The 17,378-nt window shown below is 66.7% G+C and carries 21 protein-coding genes and 1 pseudogene; 15 read left to right on the forward strand and 7 right to left on the reverse strand.

Annotated features, from left to right (window positions below; all coding sequences use genetic code 11):
* Positions 1–210 precede the first annotated feature (210 nt).
* The 5 genes and pseudogenes from rpsO (at position 211) to C4E04_RS20190 (ending at position 4,197) form a co-directional block, all read left to right on the forward strand.
* A pseudogene (gene rpsO, locus C4E04_RS20170) lies at positions 211–479 on the forward strand (30S ribosomal protein S15).
* Positions 480–694: 215 nt separating this feature from the next.
* The gene (pnp, locus tag C4E04_RS20175; RefSeq protein WP_109600399.1) at positions 695–2,872 is read left to right on the forward strand and encodes a polyribonucleotide nucleotidyltransferase; all 2,178 of its coding nucleotides are present in this window, start codon (positions 695–697) and stop codon (positions 2,870–2,872) included.
* 71 nt (positions 2,873–2,943) lie between these two features.
* A complete protein-coding gene (locus tag C4E04_RS21780) occupies positions 2,944–3,153 on the forward strand; it encodes a DUF3303 domain-containing protein (RefSeq protein WP_371682020.1) in 210 nt (69 codons plus the stop codon).
* Between the two features lie 2 nt (positions 3,154–3,155).
* Complete coding sequence (locus C4E04_RS20185; RefSeq protein ID WP_109600403.1) at positions 3,156–3,770, forward strand: pyridoxamine 5'-phosphate oxidase family protein; 615 nt, start codon at positions 3,156–3,158, stop codon at positions 3,768–3,770.
* 76 nt (positions 3,771–3,846) lie between these two features.
* Positions 3,847–4,197 carry a RidA family protein gene (locus C4E04_RS20190; protein ID WP_109600405.1) on the forward strand — a complete coding sequence of 117 codons (351 nt, stop codon included), beginning with the start codon at positions 3,847–3,849 and terminating at the stop codon, positions 4,195–4,197.
* A 69-nt stretch (positions 4,198–4,266) separates the two neighbouring features.
* On the opposite strand, the gene C4E04_RS20195 is transcribed toward C4E04_RS20190, so the two are convergent.
* The gene (locus tag C4E04_RS20195; RefSeq protein ID WP_109600407.1) at positions 4,267–4,719 is read right to left on the reverse strand and encodes a BA14K family protein; all 453 of its coding nucleotides are present in this window, start codon (positions 4,717–4,719) and stop codon (positions 4,267–4,269) included.
* A gap of 287 nt (positions 4,720–5,006) precedes the next feature.
* On the opposite strand from C4E04_RS20195, the gene C4E04_RS20200 reads away from it, so the two are divergent.
* Both C4E04_RS20200 and C4E04_RS20205 read left to right on the forward strand, forming a co-directional pair.
* Positions 5,007–5,744, forward strand: coding sequence for a phosphatase PAP2 family protein (locus tag C4E04_RS20200; RefSeq protein WP_109601375.1), 738 nt, complete (start codon positions 5,007–5,009; stop codon positions 5,742–5,744).
* Complete coding sequence (locus C4E04_RS20205; RefSeq protein WP_109600409.1) at positions 5,741–6,304, forward strand: regulatory protein RecX; 564 nt, start codon at positions 5,741–5,743, stop codon at positions 6,302–6,304. Before C4E04_RS20200 ends, C4E04_RS20205 begins: the two co-directional genes overlap by 4 nt.
* A 42-nt stretch (positions 6,305–6,346) precedes the next feature.
* On the opposite strand, the gene C4E04_RS20210 is transcribed toward C4E04_RS20205, so the two are convergent.
* On the reverse strand, positions 6,347–6,982 hold the full coding sequence (locus tag C4E04_RS20210) for a DUF1345 domain-containing protein (RefSeq protein ID WP_210204589.1): 636 nt from the start codon (positions 6,980–6,982) through the stop codon (positions 6,347–6,349).
* A 78-nt stretch (positions 6,983–7,060) separates the two neighbouring features.
* On the opposite strand from C4E04_RS20210, the gene C4E04_RS20215 reads away from it, so the two are divergent.
* Positions 7,061–7,483: an OsmC family protein gene (locus tag C4E04_RS20215; protein ID WP_109600411.1), complete on the forward strand. Its 423-nt coding sequence runs from the start codon at positions 7,061–7,063 to the stop codon at positions 7,481–7,483.
* A 65-nt stretch (positions 7,484–7,548) separates the two neighbouring features.
* Here the strand turns inward: C4E04_RS20215 and C4E04_RS20220 are convergent, their stop codons facing one another.
* Positions 7,549–8,541: a D-glycerate dehydrogenase gene (locus tag C4E04_RS20220; protein ID WP_109600413.1), complete on the reverse strand. Its 993-nt coding sequence runs from the start codon at positions 8,539–8,541 to the stop codon at positions 7,549–7,551.
* 167 nt (positions 8,542–8,708) lie between these two features.
* On the opposite strand from C4E04_RS20220, the gene C4E04_RS20225 reads away from it, so the two are divergent.
* Together C4E04_RS20225 and C4E04_RS20230 are read left to right on the forward strand one after the other, a co-directional pair.
* Positions 8,709–9,251 carry an SH3 domain-containing protein gene (locus tag C4E04_RS20225; RefSeq protein ID WP_109600415.1) on the forward strand — a complete coding sequence of 181 codons (543 nt, stop codon included), beginning with the start codon at positions 8,709–8,711 and terminating at the stop codon, positions 9,249–9,251.
* Between the two features lie 53 nt (positions 9,252–9,304).
* Positions 9,305–9,454: a DUF3096 domain-containing protein gene (locus C4E04_RS20230; protein ID WP_109600417.1), complete on the forward strand. Its 150-nt coding sequence runs from the start codon at positions 9,305–9,307 to the stop codon at positions 9,452–9,454.
* 28 nt (positions 9,455–9,482) lie between these two features.
* Here C4E04_RS20230 and C4E04_RS20235 read toward each other — a convergent pair whose 3' ends face one another.
* Positions 9,483–10,394 (reverse strand): hypothetical protein, encoded by a 912-nt coding sequence (locus C4E04_RS20235; protein ID WP_109600419.1) that lies wholly within the window; start codon positions 10,392–10,394, stop codon positions 9,483–9,485.
* A 193-nt stretch (positions 10,395–10,587) separates the two neighbouring features.
* On the opposite strand from C4E04_RS20235, the gene C4E04_RS20240 reads away from it, so the two are divergent.
* Positions 10,588–11,313 carry a carbonic anhydrase gene (locus C4E04_RS20240; RefSeq protein WP_109600421.1) on the forward strand — a complete coding sequence of 242 codons (726 nt, stop codon included), beginning with the start codon at positions 10,588–10,590 and terminating at the stop codon, positions 11,311–11,313.
* 155 nt (positions 11,314–11,468) lie between these two features.
* On the opposite strand, the gene C4E04_RS20245 is transcribed toward C4E04_RS20240, so the two are convergent.
* The gene (locus C4E04_RS20245; protein WP_109600423.1) at positions 11,469–12,347 is read right to left on the reverse strand and encodes an EamA family transporter; all 879 of its coding nucleotides are present in this window, start codon (positions 12,345–12,347) and stop codon (positions 11,469–11,471) included.
* A gap of 48 nt (positions 12,348–12,395) precedes the next feature.
* Positions 12,396–12,866 (reverse strand): Fur family transcriptional regulator Irr, encoded by a 471-nt coding sequence (irr, locus tag C4E04_RS20250; protein WP_109600425.1) that lies wholly within the window; start codon positions 12,864–12,866, stop codon positions 12,396–12,398.
* A gap of 231 nt (positions 12,867–13,097) precedes the next feature.
* Here irr and fabA point away from each other — a divergent pair, with 231 nt between their 5' ends.
* From fabA to fabI, 4 genes are all read left to right on the forward strand, one after another.
* Positions 13,098–13,616: a 3-hydroxyacyl-[acyl-carrier-protein] dehydratase FabA gene (gene fabA / locus C4E04_RS20255; RefSeq protein ID WP_109600428.1), complete on the forward strand. Its 519-nt coding sequence runs from the start codon at positions 13,098–13,100 to the stop codon at positions 13,614–13,616.
* A gap of 88 nt (positions 13,617–13,704) precedes the next feature.
* Positions 13,705–14,925, forward strand: coding sequence for a beta-ketoacyl-ACP synthase I (gene fabB / locus C4E04_RS20260; RefSeq protein WP_109600431.1), 1,221 nt, complete (start codon positions 13,705–13,707; stop codon positions 14,923–14,925).
* Between the two features lie 13 nt (positions 14,926–14,938).
* Entirely contained in the window at positions 14,939–15,730 is a 792-nt protein-coding gene (locus tag C4E04_RS20265) for a class I SAM-dependent methyltransferase (RefSeq protein ID WP_109600433.1), read from the forward strand.
* Between the two features lie 120 nt (positions 15,731–15,850).
* Entirely contained in the window at positions 15,851–16,681 is an 831-nt protein-coding gene (fabI, locus tag C4E04_RS20270) for an enoyl-ACP reductase FabI (RefSeq protein WP_109601379.1), read from the forward strand.
* A gap of 61 nt (positions 16,682–16,742) precedes the next feature.
* Here the strand turns inward: fabI and C4E04_RS20275 are convergent, their stop codons facing one another.
* Positions 16,743–17,153: a hypothetical protein gene (locus tag C4E04_RS20275; RefSeq protein WP_109600435.1), complete on the reverse strand. Its 411-nt coding sequence runs from the start codon at positions 17,151–17,153 to the stop codon at positions 16,743–16,745.
* Positions 17,154–17,378: the final 225 nt, after the last annotated feature.

A 17,378-nucleotide genomic window follows, 5' to 3' on the forward strand; every position in this document is an offset into this window, starting at 1 on the left:
GAAAAAACGATTTATCTGGCGCCTGCGCGGTTTTCGTGTATGGTGCGCCCACTTCCCGCAGGCGTTGCCCGCGTGATGCGTCGTGAGATCAGACCGCGCTGGACGACATCCCGGCCCGGCCTTCTCCGACGAAACGGACCTCCGCGCTCCCCGGAGCCCCGCTCCCCGGACGGGAGGTCGCCTTCTAAAGCCAACCTGAAAGGACTGACGATGTCGATCACGGCTGAGCGCAAGACTGCGCTGATCAAGGAATTCGCTCATAAGAGCGGCGATACCGGCTCCCCGAGGTGCAGATCGCCATCCTGACCGAGCGGATCAACAACCTGACCGAGCACTTCAAGACCCACGCGAAGGACAACCATTCCCGCCGCGGCCTCCTGAAGCTCGTGTCCCAGCGCCGCTCCCTTCTCGACTACCTGAAGAAGAAGGAAGAGGCCCGCTACAAGACCGTCATCGAGAAGCTCGGCATCCGCCGGTAAGCCTCCTCGGCGAACAATTCCGTCCGGAGCCCGGCTCCGGACGGTCTCCTGGCGCAGACAGGCCCAGGGCCCTGCGCCTTCGATCAAGAGGCGGACGACGCGATGACCATGGCAGGATCGCAAGGGGCTTCGAAGCGGCACGACGACCGGCCGCGGAGCCCCTTGCCGTCTTGCTCATGGCATCGAGCCACCGCCATGACATGAAAGACCAATCCATGTTTGACGTTCAACGCGAAGAACTGATCTGGGCCGGGCGCAAGCTCGTGCTCGAAACCGGCAAGATGGCCCGCCAGGCCGACGGTGCCGTCGTGGCCACCTATGGCGAGACCACCGTGCTCGCCACCGTCGTGTCGGCCAAGGAGCCGAAGGCGGGCATCGACTTCTTCCCGCTCACGGTCAACTACCAGGAGCGCACCTACGCGGCGGGCCGCATCCCGGGCGGCTACTTCAAGCGCGAAGGCCGTCCGACCGAGAAGGAGACCCTCGTCTCCCGCCTCATCGACCGCCCGATCCGCCCCCTGTTCCTGGATGGCTACCGTAACGAGACCCAGGTCGTCGTGACCGTGCTCTCGCACGATCTCGAGAACGATCCGGACATCGTCGCCATGGTGGCGGCCTCCGCGGCCCTCACCCTCTCGGGCGTGCCCTTCATGGGCCCCGTGGGCGCCGCCCGCGTCGGCTATATCGGCGGCCAGTACAAGCTGAACCCGCCGCTCCAGGAGATGGAGCAGTCCTCCCTCGACCTCGTGGTCGCCGGCACCGCGGACGCGGTGCTCATGGTCGAATCCGAGGCCAAGGAGCTGGCCGAGGACGTGATGCTCGGCGCCGTGATGTTCGGCCACAAGCACTTCCAGCCGGTGATCGAGGCCATCATCCGCCTGGCCGAGAAGGCCGCCAAGGAACCGCGCGATTACCAGCCGGCCGACGTCTCCGACGTGGAGAAGGCCGTCCTCGACATCGCCGAGCAGGACCTGCGCGAGGCCTACAAGATCACCCGCAAGCAGGACCGCTACGCCGCCGTCGACGCCGTGAAGGCGAAGGTGATGGAGGCACTTTGCCCGGCCGAGGGTGAGGCCAAGTTCGACGCCGAGAAGGTCAAGGCGGTCTTCAAGGAGGTCCAGGCCAAGATCGTGCGCTGGAACGTCCTCGACACCGGCCACCGCATCGACGGCCGCGACCTCAAGACCGTCCGGCCGATCGTGGCCGAGGTGGGCGTTCTGCCCCGCACCCACGGCTCGGCAGTCTTCACCCGCGGCGAGACCCAGGCCCTCGTGGTGACGACGCTCGGCACCGGTGAGGACGAGCAGTACATCGACGAGCTGGAGGGCACCCGCAAGGAGACCTTCCTGCTGCACTACAACTTCCCGCCTTACTCGGTCGGCGAGACGGGCCGCATGGGTTCGCCCGGTCGCCGCGAGATCGGCCACGGCAAGCTCGCCTGGCGCGCCATCCACCCGATGCTGCCGCCGTCGCACGAATTCCCCTACACGATCCGCGTCGTCAGCGAGATCACCGAGTCGAACGGTTCCTCGTCGATGGCGTCCGTCTGCGGCGGCTCGCTGGCGCTCATGGATGCGGGCGTGCCCCTGCGCCGTCCGGTGGCGGGCATCGCCATGGGCCTCATCCTCGAGGGTGAGCGCTTTGCGGTGCTCTCCGACATCCTCGGCGACGAGGACCATCTCGGCGACATGGACTTCAAGGTGGCCGGCACGGACCAGGGCATCACGTCCCTCCAGATGGACATCAAGATCGCCGGCATCACCGAGGAGATCATGCGGGTCGCGCTCGACCAGGCCAAGGACGGCCGCACCCACATCCTCTCCGAGATGAACAAGGCGCTGACCGCTCCGCGCGCCGAGCTCGGCGAGCATGCCCCGCGCATCGAGACCATGCAGATCCCGGTCGACAAGATCCGCGAGGTCATCGGTTCGGGCGGCAAGGTCATCCGCGAGATCGTCGAGAAGACCGGCGCCAAGATCGACATCAACGACGACGGCCTCATCAAGATCGCGTCGGCCGACGGCAAGTCGATCAAGGCGGCCTATAACTGGATCCGTTCCATCGTGGCGGAGCCCGAGATCAACATGATCTACGAGGGCACCGTCGTGAAGGTGATGGAGTTCGGCGCCTTCGTGAACTTCTTCGGTTCGCGCGACGGCCTCGTGCACATCTCGGAGCTCGCCAAGAACCGGGTCGGCAAGGTCACCGACGTGGTCAAGGAAGGCGACAAGGTGAAGGTGAAGTTCCTCGGCACCGACGAGCGCGGCAAGGTCCGCCTCTCCATGAAGGTCGTCGACCAGGAGACGGGCGAGGACATCACCGAGAAGCTGAAGGCCGAAAAGGACGCCGAGCGCGCCGAGCGCGACGCCCAGAAGCAGCCGGCCGGCGAGTAATTGCATTAAGCTTCATTGGATTGAAAAGGGCGGCTCAAAGCCGCCCTTTTTGTTGTCCGGCCTTCCGAGCATTGCGGATCGCGCCGGCTTGGTCCGAAAGGCTGGACTATGTCGACAGCTGGGTCGCGGCCGATTTTAGCCGTTGCCTTCAGGTGATGCGCTGCGATGGTGTCGCCCTGCTGCAGCGACGGGTTGCACAATGGTGCGATCTCGCGGAGTTTGAGATCGTCCCCATCGCTCCTGGCGGACGATCCGCCGTGGCCCTATCCGAACGTCTTTGATCATGTCGCATCTCATCACAACCCAGTCCGCCCTCGATTCCCTCTACGGCGAGGTCGGCGAGGCCTCCCGGGTCAAGGAGACGGACCGGATCGTGCCGGTCTATCGCGCCCTCGTCGAGGCCGCGCCCTTCGCGGTGCTGGCGACCTGTGGGCCGGAGGGGCTCGACTGCTCGCCCCGCGGCGACGGGCCGGGCTTCGTGCGGGTGGTCGACGAGAAGACCCTGCTGCTGCCTGACCGGCGCGGCAACAACCGCATCGATTCCTTACGCAACATCGTCCACGACCCCCGAATCGCCCTGCTCTTCCTGATCCCGGGCGTGGGCGAGACCCTGCGAATCAATGGCCGCGCCACCATTTCGGCCGACCCGGCCCTGCTTGAGAGCTTTTCGGTCGACGGCAAGGCGCCCAGGACCGTGCTCTCCATCGCGGTCGAGGCAGTGTTCTTCCAATGCTCCCGCGCAGTGGTCCGCGCGGACCTGTGGAACCCGGACAAGCGCATTGCCCGCCAGACCCTGCCGAGCGCCGGCCAGATCCTCGCGGCCCTAAGCGAGGGCACGACAGGCGGCGAAACCTACGACAAGGCGCTGCCGGAACGGGTGAAGGCGACGCTTTATTGACGGTTCAACCTTGACCTTGCCCGGCAGGCCACCGAAAAAGCCTGTCTCCGTTTCGCTTTCTTCTGAAGGACCATCCATGACGATCCAACGCATCAATCCGGGCCCGCGCATGAGCGGCGCCGTCGTTCACGGCAACACGGTCTATCTGGCTGGCCAGGTGGCCGAGAAGACCGCCGGCCAGAGCGTCGCCGAGCAGACCAAGGAAATCCTTGCGAAGATCGATGACCTTCTGCAGCAGGCCGGCACCGACAAGTCGAAGCTCCTGATGGTGAATATCTGGATCACCGACATGGCGACCTTCCAGGAGATGAACGCCGTGTGGGATTCCTGGGTCTCGCAGGGCAACACCCCGGCCCGCGCGACCGTCGAGGCGAAGCTCGCCGCGCCCCAGTTCAAGGTCGAGATCGCGGTCATCGCCGCGAAGTAACGTCAACGTACGTCCCAACGGAAAGCGGGCCCCGAAGGGCCCGCTTTTTTCATGTCTGATTCCAAGCCGTTACGGGCAGGGATGCCGGACGCCGTCATACCCGAGATAGGTGCCGGAGGCCGGGTCGTAGGACTTGAAGCGCTGCATGCAGTAGGACACGCTGCTGTTCGGCGCGCTGTAGACGGGAGCGGCCTGCTGCTGGGCGAGCGCCCCGCCGATGATCGCGCCGGTCGCAAGACCGATCGCGCCTGCGGCCGCAGCCGATCCGTAATCGCGGCGGTAATAGGGACGGCCGTAATATCCGTGGCGCGGGCCGTAATAGCCCGGGCGCCCATAATAGCCCCGATGGCCGTAATGACGGCCGCGCCATTGGGCGTAGCTCGTCTGCAGATCGCCGTTCTGAAGGGCGGCGAGCGGCGCGGCGACCCGGCTCGACGCTGCCGGAGTCTCGGCTGCAGAAGCCGGAACGGCCGCGGTTCCAAGAGCCACTGTCGTGGCAAGAGCCAAGTAGAAATGACGCATGGCAAACTCCTTCCTGGCCTGACGAACGTCTTGGCGAAGCAGACGTTCCGAAATTTTCAGGATTAAACAGGCGCATCGCAGCTTCGTGAGCGTCTTGAAGCTGCTCCAACGGGTCGTTCGACTTCGCCGGCAGCCGGATATTGGCCGATGGCGTTTCCGAGTTCTGCCGGCCGCCCCGCCTCTTCGCTGGCCGGACGGAATCCCGAGAGCCCGACGCCGGGATCCACCCCCTCGTTCCGTGCCGCAAGGCTCTCGCCAGAGCGGGGCCGCATCCTTATCTTCAGGCGATGCATGCTCTCTTGTCCCCTGCCGGGCGCCTCTGGCTTCGCCTGCGCCTCAACGAAATCGGTCCCCTGCTCTCCCTGGCCGGGTGCGGGCTCTTCGCCTGGCTCTTCATCGTCCTGGCCGACGAGGTATTCGAGGGCGAGACCCATGCCATCGACAGCACCATCCTCCTGGCCCTGCGCAACCCGGACAACCTCGCCGACCCGATCGGCCCGCGCTGGCTCGAAGAAACCGCGCGGGACATCACCGGCCTCGGCGGTTACACCATCCTGACCCTCGTGACCGTCTCGGTGACGATCTGCCTGCTCATGGCGGGCAAGCGCGGGGCCGCCATCCTCCTTGCGGTGGCGGTGATCGGCGGGACCCTGCTCTCGACCGGGCTCAAGATCGGCTTCGAGCGGCCGCGGCCGGAGCTCGTGCCCCATGCGACCCAGGTCTATACGGCGAGCTTCCCCAGCGGCCACGCCATGCTCTCGGCCGTCACCTACCTGACCCTCGGCGCGCTCCTGGCCCGCGTGCAGCAGCGGCGGCGCATCAAGGCCTTCGTCATGGGCCTTGCAGTCGTCACGACCCTGCTCGTGGGCGTCAGCCGGATCTATCTCGGCGTGCACTGGCCCAGCGACGTGCTGGGCGGCTGGGCCGTGGGGGCCGCCTGGGCGTCCCTGTGCTGGTTCGTGGCGCTGCAATTGCAGCGGCGCGGCCAGGTCGAGAAACCCGGCGAGACCTCGTCCCCGCCATGAACGGCATTGCCCCCAAGCCTGATCGCAAGCCGCCGCGCCGGGTCACGCCCGCCTATCTCCAGCGCGCGGCCATGACCTATCTCGAGCGCTATGCCTCCTCGGCCGAGAACCTGCGCCGGGTGCTGCGGCGGAAGGTCGAGACGCGCTGCCGCCTGCGCGGCGAGGATCCGGCGGAGTTTTACGAGGCCGTCGACGACGTGGTGGCGAAATGCCTGCGCGCCGGGCTTTTGGACGATGCCCGCTATGCCCAGGCCCGGGTCGCCACCTTACGCCGGCGCGGCGGCTCGGCCCGTGCCATCCGGGCGAAGCTCTCCCTCAAGGGCGTCGACCGGGAGACCATCACGGCCGCCCTCGCGGGCCGGGACGATGAGGAGGATCCTCAGGCGCAGGAGGAGCAGGCCGCCCGGGCGCTCGCCCGCCGCCGCAGGCTCGGCCCCTTCCGGCCCGGCGAGCGCGCGCCCTACCGGGACAAGGACCTCGCGGCCCTGGCCCGGGCGGGCTTTTCGTTCGACATCGCGCGCCGCATCGTCGACGGGGAGCGCGACGAGGAAGAAGGCTAGAGAATCGGACGCAAAAATGGGCGCCGGTTTTGCGTCCGATGCTCAGACTAGGCCTGCGCCCACGTTCACGGCGAGCGCCAGGACGGTGGTGTTGAACAGGAAGGACAGGATGGTGTGCGCCAGGGTCAGGCGGCGCATGCGCTTGGACACCACGATCACGTCCGAGGTCTGCGCGGCCGCGCCGAGATTGAAGGCGAAATACATGAAATCCCAGTAATCCGGCTTCGTGGTCTGCGGGAACTGAAGCCCGCCCCGCTCGCCCTCGTCGCCGTAGAATTCGTGCGCGTAATGCACCGCGAAGATCAGGTGCACGAAGAACCACGAACAGATGATGGTGACCCCTGCGACCGAGAGGCGGAAGGCCGTGTTCCCACCGGTTTCCTGCAGCTCCATGGCGATCGCCGCGAGGCTCGCGACGGCGGCCGAGAGGGTCAGGGCCAGGGTCACGAGGGCGCCCTCGTCCTCCAGGCTGGCACGCCGCTGCATCTGGCCGATGGAGGAGCGCAGCGCCATGAAGCCGACCATCGCCAGATAGGCGATGATGCCCGCGTCCCAGCCGATCAGGATCCGCGAGTTCAGGGACAGTTTGACGCTCGCCGACAGGAGCAGGGCGACGGCGACCCCGATCAGGAGCGCCAGGAAGAGACGGGGGTGGAGCCGGGCGTGCAGACCCATCATGCTTGCCCCCCTTGGTCGGGCTGGAGCCTTGAGCAAAGCGTCCTAGATGAATGCGTGCAACCCGCGAAGGAGATCATGATGAATCGCAAGGCAAGGGCCGTATGGCAGGGCACGGGCCGGGATGGCAACGGCCATCTCTCCACGGATTCCGGCGTCCTGTCGAGCACGCCCTATTCGTTCAAGACCCGCTTCGAGAACGAGAAGGGCACGAACCCGGAGGAACTGATCGCGGCCGCCCATGCGGGCTGCTTCACCATGGCCCTGGCCTTCCAGCTCCAGGGCGCCGGCTTCACGCCGACCGAGCTTGCCACCGAGGCCGCCGTCTCCCTCGACAAGGAGGGCGAGGGCTTCAAGATCTCGAAATCCGTCCTCACCCTGGACGCCAAGGTGCCGGGGATCGACCGCGCCAAGTTCGAGGAACTCGCCCGCGCGGCCGAGAAGAACTGCCCGGTTTCGAAGGTGCTCAACGCCGAGATCTCCATGACCTTCACGCTCTCATAAGAGCCTGACTTCCCGCCTGCCGGCTCCGGCCCGTCACATCGGGCCGGGCTTCCCCTCCGACGACGTCACAGCATGCTGGGCAGCACCCGGTCCGGCGGCTTGTGGCCGTCGATGAAGGAGCGGATGTTCACGATGACCTTCTCGCCCATGGCGATGCGGCCCTCGTGGGTCGCCGAGCCCATATGCGGCAGGAGCACCACCTTGCCCTGCTTGGCGAGGCGCACCAGGCGCGGATTGACGGCCGGCTCCTCCTCGAACACATCGAGGCCTGCGCCCGCGATGGCGCCCGCCTCGATGAGCCGGGTGAGCGCCGCCTCGTCGATCACCTCGCCGCGGGCGGTGTTCACCAGAATGGCGTCCGGCTTCATGAGCTTGAGGCGACGGGCCGAGAGCAGGTGATAGGTGGCCGGCGTGTGCGGGCAATTGACCGAGACGATGTCCATCCGGGCCAGCATCTGGTCGAGGGATTCCCAGTAGGTCGCCTCGAGCTCCGCCTCGATCTTGGGCGCCACGTGGCGGCGGTTGTGGTAGTGGATCGACAGGCCGAAGGCCTTGGCCCGCCGCGCCAGCGCCTGACCGATGCGGCCCATGCCGACGATGCCGAGGCGCTTGCCGGTGATGCGCCGCCCGAGCATCCAGGTGGGCGACCAGCCGGCCCATTTTCCTTCCGGGATGACGCGCGCCCCTTCGGGAAGGCGCCGGGCCACCGCGAGAATCAGCGCCATGGTCATGTCGGCCGTGTCCTCGGTCAGGACCCCGGGCGTGTTGGTGACGGTGATTCCCCTCGCGAGGGCCGCCTGCACGTCGATATGGTCGATCCCGTTGCCGAAATTGGCGATGAGCTTCAGATTCGGCCCGGCCTTAGCGAGCAGGGCCTCATCGATCTCGTCCGTCACGGTGGGCACGAGAACGTCCGCCTCCGCCATCGCGTTCGCGAGAGCCTCCCGGGACAGGGGCTCGTCCTCAAGGTTGAGTCGCGTGTCGAAGAGTTCGCGCATGCGCGTCTCGATCACATCGGGCAACCGGCGGGTGACGACGACGACTGGTCTCTTTTTCATCGGCTCGCAAAGCCCCCACGCGCTCGAAAAACCGTCAGAGATCGGGCGCCTTCACGCTCCCTTAACTCTGTTTCAGCCACTTAAGGCGACGAGCCGCCGCGTGGCGGGACCCGTCACGCTTCTCTACCAGAGGCCCGACCCGAGACCAAACCCGACGTGAGGACATCATGCGCAGGACCCTTTTTCTTCTTGCCTTGCTCGCCTTCGGCGCTCCGTCGGCTCTCCTTGCACAGCAACAGCAGCCGCCCGGTGGGCGGCTCGGGACCGGGCTGCCGGTGCCCCGCTATGTGAGCCTCAAGACGGACCGGGTGAACCTGCGCGAAGGCCCCTCGAAGGACCATCGCACCGCCTGGGTGTTCCAGCGGGCCGGCCTGCCGGTCGAGATCGTGGCCGAGTACGAGACCTGGCGGCGCATCCGCGATTCGGAGGGCACGGAGGGCTGGGTCCTCCATTCCCTCCTGTCCGGACGGCGCACCGCCCTGGTGATGCCCTGGGCCAAGGGCGATACCCCTCCGGTTCCCCTGCGGGACGGCCCGAACGACCGGGGCGGCATCGCGGCCCAGCTCCAGCCCGGCGTGATCGCCAACATCAAGAGCTGCGACGGCGCCTGGTGCCGGGTCGTGATCGTGATGGAACGCGCCCGCGACGTGGACGGCTATGTCCAGCAGGACAAGCTGTGGGGCGTCTATCCCGACGAGAAGTTCGAGTAAGCGGCCCTTGAAAGCCCGCCCTCGCCCGAAGTCCGACCCGAGAAAGCCTCTCCATGACCCTCTCCTTCAGCCTCAAGAACATCCTGCCCCTGCTGGCCCTCATCCTCGGGGTCGCGTCCATCGTGGCGCCGCGCTTCCTCAACATCTTCGTGGCGATCTTCCTCATCGCCTACGCGGTGGTGGGCTTCGGACTGATTCGCTGATGCAGGCGGGCCGGACGGCCTCCGTTCCTTAAGGAGCCGGCCCGGCCGGCCGGGCCACGTCCCGCACCGGCGCGAGACGGGCAGGATCGACCGTAAGGCCGACCGACCGGGAGACCTCAGCGGCCTCCACGGCCTCGGCGACCCATCCCCAGAACAGGATGAACCAGGTCCTGGCTCCCTCGACGAACGCCTCCGAGAGCGCGATGCCGTTGCCGCGGCGATCCTGCCGCAGCAGGCCCTTCGCCTCCGCGCGATTGAGGACGTTCCGGACATGCGAATGGGAGATGCCGAGATTCTCGGCGACCTCCCGGCTGTTGAACGGGAACCAGGCCTGCCCGGCCGCGGCCGCCGTATAATGCCCGCGCAGGAGCAGGAGGCCGATCCGGTCGCCGCAATCCAGGCTGTCGATCCAGGTCCAGCTCGCGGCGCTATCGGGCGGCGTGCGGGTGTGCTCCAGGATCGGGCGGGCCTGAGCGATGAAGGCGCCGAACAGGGCCTCGTCCTTGCGGGCGCGGGCCGTGAAGCCCGGCGGGACGAGACCCATGATCTCGCAGCAGCGGACATGGTGGAGGATCCAGGTCCTCAGCCCCTGAACCAGGGGCGCGGCCGGCACCAGGTAGTGCAGGCGCCGGTCCGCCGGGTCGACCTCGATCCGGATGAAACCCGCAAGGCGCAGGAGCCCGAAGAAGGCCGCGAGCGTCCGGGCCCTGCCCATCTGAGCCTGGACGAGAGCCAGCGTCGGCCGCCGCCCCCGCCCCTCCAGGGCCTCATAATGCATGACGACCGCGAGTCCGGCCGCATGGGACTGGGTGGCGCGACCGAAGATCTTGTTGATCAGCTTCTCGCCCCAATGCATCCGCAGGATGGCATCGACGCAGAACCGGATGGCATCCTCGTAGGGGGAATCGGCCGCATGGCCGTCCGGGATCTTCTGGCCCATGAATCGAACCCTCCCCCTGCGATCGCGCCGGCCTGTCCGGGATGCACTGCCGCAATCCCTGCAAGTTTTGGACTTTGATCCTAAAGAGGTACCTCCGAAAGTGGACCTGCCGCAAGGGAATCAGTGCCTCGGAAGCACTGTTTTGTCCCGACGGCGCGGCTCCGGCCGTCCCCTTTCATCCAGAGGTCCCATTATGTGTGACAAATGTCTGGCGGGCGCGGCCCCGCATCTTTCCCGCCGCGGCCTTCTCATGGCCGGTGCCGGCATGGCCTTGGCATCCGGCTTCGCCCTGACGGCCGGCGAGGCCTTTGCGCAGGCCTCGCCGCAGAACGCCATCAGCGGCGACGACGCCCTCAAGCGCATCATGGACGGGAATGCGCGCTACGTGGCGAACACCCCGGAGCAGAAGGATTTCTCGGCCGGCCGGGCCGCGCGCACCCAGTCCCAGCATCCGATTGCGGCCATCGTGAGCTGCTCCGATTCCCGCGTCGCGCCGGAATTCGCGTTCGACCAGAACCCCGGCGATCTCTTCGTCGTCCGGGTGGCCGGCAACTTCGTGAACGATGACGGGCTGGCGAGCCTCGAATTCGGCACCCAGTTCCTGGGCGCGCCTCTGATCCTGGTGCTGGGCCACACCAGCTGCGGCGCCGTGGTCTCGGCGATCAGGGTGGTCAATGAGGGGCTGGAGCTTCCCGGCCACCTGCCCGACCTGATCGGCGCCCTGAAGCCCGCCGTCGAGGCGGCGAAGAAGGAGAATGCGTCGGACCTCGTGGCCGCCGCCACCATCGCCAACGTGAAGCTCAATGTGGAGCGGCTGAAGAAGGCCACGCCCATCCTGAGCGAACGCGTCGCGCAGAAGAAGCTGGTCGTGGCGGGCGGCGTCTACGACCTCGCCACGGGCAAGATCACGCTCGTCTGAGCCCGAGGACGTTCCCGGCAGACCCGAGCAGCGTCGCTCCCGGTCGCGGCCCTGACCGCTTCGGCGGGCCGCACGACCTCCCCGGAGAGGAGGGCTGTTTGGTGAGGACCGGTTCCGGGTGCCCGGAGCCGGTCCTTCTCATGGGCGGAATGCCGTCACGCGGCGCGCAGCCGCCGCATCACGCGAAGCCCGAAGACGTTGATCGCAAGGCCCAGCACGATGATGGCGCCGCCGATTGCCTCGGGAACCCGCATGGTTTCCCCTAGGATCAGCGTGGAGCCGAGAATGCCGGCCACCGGCACTAGGAGCGCGAAGGGCGTCACGGTCGCGGCCGGATAGCGGGAGAGCAGGAAGCTCCAGACCGCGAAGGCGAAGACGGTCGTCGGATAGGCGAGATAGGCCACCGCCCCGATCATGCCGCCATTCACGTGCGAGAGGGCCGCGAGCACTTGGCCGGGGCCGTCCAGCATGAGCGAGAAGGTGAGGAGCGGCAGGGGCGGGATCAGGCTCGCCCAGACCACGTAGCCCAGCATGTCGACCCGGCCGGCCTTCTTGGACACGATATTGGCCACGCCCCAGGAGGCGGCGGCCGCCACCGTCATCAGGAACGGCCCGGCGCCGCCCCCCGAGAGCCGGGGCAAGGCCATGAGCACGAGGCCGAGACAGGCCACGATCCCACCGAGGATCTGGTGCCGCCCCGGGCGCTCCCCCATGAGCAGGGCCGCGAACAGGATGGTGAAGAAGACCTGTGCCTGCATCACCACGGATGCGAGGCTCGCCGGCATGCCGAGGGCGATGGCCGCGAACAGGAGCCCGAACTGGGCAACCCCGAGGAAGAAGCCGTAAGCCGCGAGGCTGCGCCAGCCCACGGGCGGCCGGGGAACGAGGAACACGGCCGGCACGGCCGCGAAGAGAAAGCGCAAGGAGGCCAGGAGCAGGGGCGGCGTCGTGCCCACCCCGAGCTTGATGACCACGAAGCTGAGGCCCCAGATGACCGTGACGATCAGGGCGAGAAGGACATGGGCGAGCGGCATGTGATGTAACCCGAAAGCCGCTCCGGTCCGGCGGATGGGAGTGTTTCGTTACGCGGCCTTGCGGCGCAGGCGCACGATCACCTCGACGCCCGCCACTTCCATGCCGGGAGGCGGGGCCGGCAGGTCGCCCACGCTGACCGCCGTGGAGGGCATGTCGACCAGTTCCCCTTCCTCCTCCAGGAAGAAGTGGTGGTGCTCGGTCGGGTTCGTGTCGAAATAGGCCTTGGCCCCGTCCACCGCGAGCTGGCGCAGGAGGCCGGCCTCCGTGAACTGGTGGAGGGTGTTGTAGACCGTCGCCAGCGAGACCGGCACCCGGGCCCGGGTGGCCTCGTCGAAGAGCATCTCGGCCGTGATGTGGCGGTCGCCCTTGCCGAACAGCAGCCAGCCCAGGGACACCCGCTGCCGGGTCGGCCGCAGACCCACGCGCCGCAGCTTGTCCCGCAGCTCGGAGAGCGGGCAGCCCCGCCGGTGGGCGGGAGCGGTGGTGGATTCGATGTAGGCGGACAACGGATCGGTCATCTTCGGAACTGATTGCAAGAAAAGATGCTTCTATCCTGTAATCATAGGGAAGCGAGGCCCTGGCCGCAAGGCTGGCCGCCGTGGACAGGAGCCGCAGGGAGCAAAGTTTCGCCCCTTGTCGCGCCTGTCCCTTTGATGGACGGCGAAGCCTGTGCTACCAGAACCCGGTTTCGCTGGCCTTGGGATGCCTGAGGCCGTTTTCGCAATGCGAAGAAAGGATCGTCACCCGGCATGGCCCGCCCGTCGAGCTTTACTTACGAGGAGCTTCTCGCCTGCGGGCGCGGAGAAATGTTCGGTCCCGGCAATGCGCAGCTGCCGCTTCCGCCGATGCTCATGTTCGACCGCATCACGTCCATCGGTGAGGATGGCGGCGAGTACGGCAAGGGCCATGTGCGCGCCGAGCTCGACGTGCGGCCGGACCTCTGGTTCTTTCCCTGCCACTTCAAGGGCGATCCGGTGATGCCGGGTTGCCTGGGCGTGGACGCCCTGTGGCAGATGGTCGGGTTCTTCCTCGGCTGGTCCGGCTCTCCGGGCCGGGGCCGGGCGCTCGGCGTCGGCGAGGTGAAGTTCTCCGACCAGGTGCTTCCTACCGTGAAGCAGGTGGTTTACGGCGTCGACCTCAAGCGGGTCTTCCGCTCGAAGCTCGTGCTCGGCATCGCCGACGGCTGGCTCGAGGCGGACGGGCGGCGCATCTATGAGGCCAAGGACCTTCGGGTCGGGCTGTTCCAGGCCGAGGCAGCGGGCGGCTAGGCATTCGTGATATGGTTGTGATCGGGCAGGCCCGACCTTACGTGTGTTGCGTCGGGGTCGGTCCGGCTTTTCTTGAGAAGAGGTCGCTATGAGGCGTGTCGTCGTCACCGGAATGGGCATCGTGTCGTCCATCGGCAACACCACACAGGAGGTTCTGGCCTCTTTGCGGGAAGCGAAATCCGGCATCGGCAAGGCCGAGGATTACGAGAAGTACGGCTTCCGCTGCCAGGTGCACGGCGCTCCGTCCCTCAATCCAGAGGAAATCGTCGACCGCCGCGCCATGCGATTCCACGGCAAGGGCACGGCCTGGAATCATGTGGCCATGGACCAGGCGATCCGCGATGCCGGCCTCGAGGAGAGCGACATCTCCAACGAGCGCACGGGCATCGTCATGGGCTCCGGCGGTCCCTCGACCCGCACTATCGTCGAAGCGGCCGACATCACCCGCGACAAGGGCCCCAAGCGCATCGGCCCCTTCGCGGTGCCGAAGGCCATGTCATCCACGGCCTCCGCGACCCTCGCCACCTGGTTCAAGATCAAGGGCGTGAACTATTCGATCTCGTCCGCCTGCGCGACCTCGAATCACTGCATCGGCAATGCCTACGAGCTCATCCAGATGGGCAAGCAGGACGTGATGTTCGCGGGCGGCTGCGAGGATCTGGACTGGACCCTCTCGTCCCTGTTCGACGCCATGGGCGCCATGTCGACCAAGTACAACGGCACTCCGGCCAGGGCCTCGCGCGCCTATGACGTGAACCGCGACGGCTTCGTGATCGCCGGGGGCGCCGGCGTCCTCGTGCTGGAGGAGCTGGAACACGCCAAGGCCCGCGGCGCCCGGATCTACGGCGAGGTCGTCGGCTACGGCGCCACCTCGGACGGCTACGACATGGTGGCGCCCTCGGGCGAGGGCGCGGTGCGCTGCATGCGCATGGCGCTCCAGAACGTAAAAACCCCGATCGACTACATCAACCCGCACGCCACCTCGACGCCCGTCGGCGATCTCAAGGAGATCGAGGCGATCCGCGAAGTGTTCGGCACGGGCGACAAGTGCCCGCCGATTTCGGCCACCAAGTCGCTCACCGGCCATTCGCTCGGCGCCACCGGCGTGCAGGAGGCGATCTATTCGCTCCTGATGATGAACAACCGCTTCATCTGCGAGAGCGCTCATATCGAGGAACTCGATCCGGCTTTTGCGGACATGAACATCGTGCGCAGCCGTATCGACGACGCCAAGATCGACACGGTGCTCTCCAATTCCTTCGGCTTCGGCGGCACCAACGCGACCCTGGTGTTCAGCCGCTATCAATGAGAGGCGGCACCTGATGGCGCTCGAGGAGGCGGATGTTCGAGACGCCTGGGATCGCAACGCCCCGACCTGGATCGACCGGGTCAGGGCCGGACGCGATCTGTACCGGGACGTGTTCAACAATCCCAACTTCCTCGCCTTCCTGCCGCCGCTCGCCGGTTTGAGGGTTCTCGATCTCGGATGCGGCGAGGGGACCAATACGCGCCTCTTCGCCGGAACCGGCGCGACCATGACGGGGATCGACCTGTCGCCGGAGATGATCGCCGCGGCCCAGGCCGAGGAGGCCCGTTGCCCTCTCGGAATCACCTACCGCACCGGCTCCTTCACGGATCTGTCCTTCCTGGAAGCGGGCTCCTTCGACGCGGTCGTGTCGACCATGGCGCTCATGGACAGCCCGGATTTCGCGGGCGCTGCCCGGGAAGCCTTCCGGGTTCTCAAGCCCGGCGCCCTGTTCGCCTTCAGCGTGCTGCATCCCTGCTTCGTGACGCCGGCCCTCAAATGGCAGCGGGACGAGAATGGGCGGGAGTGCGGCCTGACCGTCGGCCAGTATTTCGACCAGACCTCCTTCGTGGATCGCTGGCGCTTCGGCCGCGATCCGGACGGCGAGCGGATTCCGCCCTTCGAGGTCCCACGCTTTCCGCGGCAACTGGAAACCTATATCGGCGGGCTCCTGTCCGCCGGCTTCACGATCACCGGCCTGAAAGAGCCCCGCCCCACCGAGGCGATGGCCGAGGCGCATCCCTGGCTGCGGCGCTGGCGGGAACACGCCGCGATCTTCCTCTACGTCTCGGCGCAGAAGCCCGGGTGAGCCCGGACCCTTTTGCGGCGTAAAACTCCGACATCACCGAAATAAAATACAAGTTCATTCATGACTTCCATCATCGATAAACAAATCCATCGTTCGACGTCCGAACAGAAGGGGGATCGTGTGACCGGTCTGATGCAAGGAAAGCGCGGCCTCATCATGGGCGTCGCGAACGACCATTCCATCGCCTGGGGTATCGCCAAGACCCTGGCGGCCCATGGGGCGGAGCTCGCCTTCACGTATCAGGGGGAGGCGCTCGGAAAGCGGGTCACGCCGCTCGCCCAGTCCCTGGGTTCGGACCTGGTCCTTTCCTGCGACGTGGAAGACGTCGCCTCGGTCGACAAGGCCTTCGAGGCCCTCGACGAGAGATGGGACGGCATCGACTTCGTGGTCCACGCCATCGGCTTCTCGGACAAGTCGCAGCTCAAGGGCTCCTATGTGGACGTCACCACTCGCGAGAACTTCTCGCGCACTATGGTGATTTCCTGCTTCTCCTTCACGGAGATCGCCCAGCGCGCCGCGAAGCGCATGAAGGACGGCGGGTCTCTCCTCACCCTTACCTATGGCGGCTCGACCCGGGTGATGCCTAACTACAACGTGATGGGTGTCGCCAAGGCGGCGCTGGAAGCGAGCATGCGCTACATCGCGGCCGATCTCGGCCCCCGCGGGATCCGCTGCAACGCCATCTCGGCCGGCCCCGTGCGCACCCTCGCGGGTGCGGGCATCTCGGACGCCCGGCTCATGTTCACCTATCAGAAGGCCCACGCGCCCCTGCGCCGGACGGTCACCATCGAGGAGATCGGCGGCTCTGCGCTCTACCTGCTCTCCGACCTGTCGAGCGGCGTGACCGGCGAGATCCACTACGTGGATTCCGGCTACAACATCATCTCCATGCCGCGCCCGGACGTGCTGAAGGCCCAGGACGCCGCCGGCGTGACGGGCGAAGAGGCGTAACCCTCAGCCCTCCAGCGGGGCGGCTTAAGACCGCCCTGCTGGGAGAGGCTCGTGAGGCGGGTCACTCCGCTGGCGTGATCCCCACGCTCGGCGTCGGTGCCATGGATGCGACGGGGCGGAACACGAAGTAGCCGAACAGAAGCATGCCGGCGAGCACCATGAGCGACGCCAGTGCGGCGACCGGATCCATGGCCGTATAGCCGAGATGGATGGCTGCGACGGAAACCGTCAGGACGACCGTTCCGGCCGACCATAGCCAGACCTGGATCCTGGCCAGGCGGCTGGTATCGAGAGCGGGGCGCCGCTCGTAATAGATGCCGAACAGGAACAGGGAGACCCACCCCAACAGATTCAGGTGGGCGTGGGCCGGCATGATGGCGTGGTCTTGGGCCGCGGCCATCCCGATTCCCATCGCCATTCCGGCAATGACGAACAGAACCGCCAGTTTGAAGCTGAGCGCGGATGCTTTCATCACAATTCCTCCTCGAAGTACCCTCTGTCGCTCGTTCAGAGCTTTGTTTTTCCTAAGGGTAGGCCTGTATTGGCCGCTGTGTGCAAGGGCACAATCACTATTTCGGGTCAAAATCCGGCAGAATTGCTTTGCGGGGACCCGGCGACCCGGGACAGCTTCGTCGCCTGAACCCACGGCGCCGTGAGATCCGCTTCACGAGCCCGTGAGACCGGGAAGCTCGGCCTT

The organism is Microvirga sp. 17 mud 1-3 (genome assembly GCF_003151255.1).
GTDB lineage: Bacteria > Pseudomonadota > Alphaproteobacteria > Rhizobiales > Beijerinckiaceae > Microvirga.

Excerpts from the sequence above, each read along its gene's own strand:
- pnp (WP_109600399.1), top strand. The coding sequence starts at position 695 with ATGTTTGACGTTCAACGCGAAGAACTGATCTGGGCCGGGCGCAAGCTC.
- C4E04_RS20185 (WP_109600403.1), top strand. The coding sequence starts at position 3,156 with ATGTCGCATCTCATCACAACCCAGTCCGCCCTCGATTCCCTCTACGGC.
- C4E04_RS20190 (WP_109600405.1), top strand. The coding sequence starts at position 3,847 with ATGACGATCCAACGCATCAATCCGGGCCCGCGCATGAGCGGCGCCGTC.
- C4E04_RS20195 (WP_109600407.1), bottom strand. The coding sequence starts at position 4,719 with ATGCGTCATTTCTACTTGGCTCTTGCCACGACAGTGGCTCTTGGAACC.
- C4E04_RS20200 (WP_109601375.1), top strand. The coding sequence starts at position 5,007 with ATGCATGCTCTCTTGTCCCCTGCCGGGCGCCTCTGGCTTCGCCTGCGC.
- C4E04_RS20205 (WP_109600409.1), top strand. The coding sequence starts at position 5,741 with ATGAACGGCATTGCCCCCAAGCCTGATCGCAAGCCGCCGCGCCGGGTC.
- C4E04_RS20210 (WP_210204589.1), bottom strand. The coding sequence starts at position 6,982 with ATGATGGGTCTGCACGCCCGGCTCCACCCCCGTCTCTTCCTGGCGCTC.
- C4E04_RS20215 (WP_109600411.1), top strand. The coding sequence starts at position 7,061 with ATGAATCGCAAGGCAAGGGCCGTATGGCAGGGCACGGGCCGGGATGGC.
- C4E04_RS20220 (WP_109600413.1), bottom strand. The coding sequence starts at position 8,541 with ATGAAAAAGAGACCAGTCGTCGTCGTCACCCGCCGGTTGCCCGATGTG.
- C4E04_RS20225 (WP_109600415.1), top strand. The coding sequence starts at position 8,709 with ATGCGCAGGACCCTTTTTCTTCTTGCCTTGCTCGCCTTCGGCGCTCCG.
- C4E04_RS20230 (WP_109600417.1), top strand. The coding sequence starts at position 9,305 with ATGACCCTCTCCTTCAGCCTCAAGAACATCCTGCCCCTGCTGGCCCTC.
- C4E04_RS20235 (WP_109600419.1), bottom strand. The coding sequence starts at position 10,394 with ATGGGCCAGAAGATCCCGGACGGCCATGCGGCCGATTCCCCCTACGAG.
- C4E04_RS20240 (WP_109600421.1), top strand. The coding sequence starts at position 10,588 with ATGTGTGACAAATGTCTGGCGGGCGCGGCCCCGCATCTTTCCCGCCGC.
- C4E04_RS20245 (WP_109600423.1), bottom strand. The coding sequence starts at position 12,347 with ATGCCGCTCGCCCATGTCCTTCTCGCCCTGATCGTCACGGTCATCTGG.
- irr (WP_109600425.1), bottom strand. The coding sequence starts at position 12,866 with ATGACCGATCCGTTGTCCGCCTACATCGAATCCACCACCGCTCCCGCC.
- fabA (WP_109600428.1), top strand. The coding sequence starts at position 13,098 with ATGGCCCGCCCGTCGAGCTTTACTTACGAGGAGCTTCTCGCCTGCGGG.
- fabB (WP_109600431.1), top strand. The coding sequence starts at position 13,705 with ATGAGGCGTGTCGTCGTCACCGGAATGGGCATCGTGTCGTCCATCGGC.
- C4E04_RS20265 (WP_109600433.1), top strand. The coding sequence starts at position 14,939 with ATGGCGCTCGAGGAGGCGGATGTTCGAGACGCCTGGGATCGCAACGCC.
- C4E04_RS20275 (WP_109600435.1), bottom strand. The coding sequence starts at position 17,153 with ATGAAAGCATCCGCGCTCAGCTTCAAACTGGCGGTTCTGTTCGTCATT.